The organism is Pseudoalteromonas phenolica (assembly GCF_005886345.1).
GTDB lineage: Bacteria > Pseudomonadota > Gammaproteobacteria > Enterobacterales > Alteromonadaceae > Pseudoalteromonas > Pseudoalteromonas phenolica_A.
Genome location: NZ_PNEC01000078.1, coordinates 1 through 498, shown reverse-complemented (window position 1 = coordinate 498; position 498 = coordinate 1). Strand labels below are relative to the sequence as shown.

Annotated in this window: 1 protein-coding gene; it reads left to right on the top strand. The window is 38.8% G+C overall.

Annotation, left to right across the window (positions count from 1 at the left end):
- Nucleotides 1-26 precede the first annotated feature (26 nt).
- On the top strand, nt 27-293 hold the full coding sequence (locus CWB72_RS19820; RefSeq protein WP_138635044.1) for a hypothetical protein: 267 nt from the start codon (nt 27-29) through the stop codon (nt 291-293).
- Nucleotides 294-498 lie beyond the last annotated feature (205 nt).

Sequence of the window (498 nt, the reverse complement as noted above, 5' to 3'; positions counted from 1 at the left end):
CGGCGTTATACGCACTAGGAAGTTGAGTGACAAAGAGCGATTACGAAATTATTGAGCAACTAGAAGTTGAAGGTATCGGCATTGCTAGAGCTGGTTTAAAGGTAAGTCACGATCGCTTTGGATGTGGCGAGATTGAAGAGATTTATAGTTATAAATCGGGTGAATATACAATCAGGGTCAATTTTGAATCACATGGTTCAAAAGCACTGGTGCCAGAATACGCAAACTTAAAACTATTTACTCAGTCTCAAAAGCAATCAATTCTAGGCAAGCTAAAAAAGCTCTTTAGCTAATGTGCGTATAACAAGTTAATTAAACCGTGGACGCAAAACAGCAGGCTTGCGCTCATTCTTCGCTTAGTTTAGCCTGCTATTTTTCGCCGTTTATTAAGGCGTTATGCGTCACTTTAAATCGCTGTCTTTAAAACGGTTCTTGCTTCAAGTCTTTTCTTCAAATAAGCTTATAGGTACAGTGGCGTAATTAAGTTTTAAGTTCGTC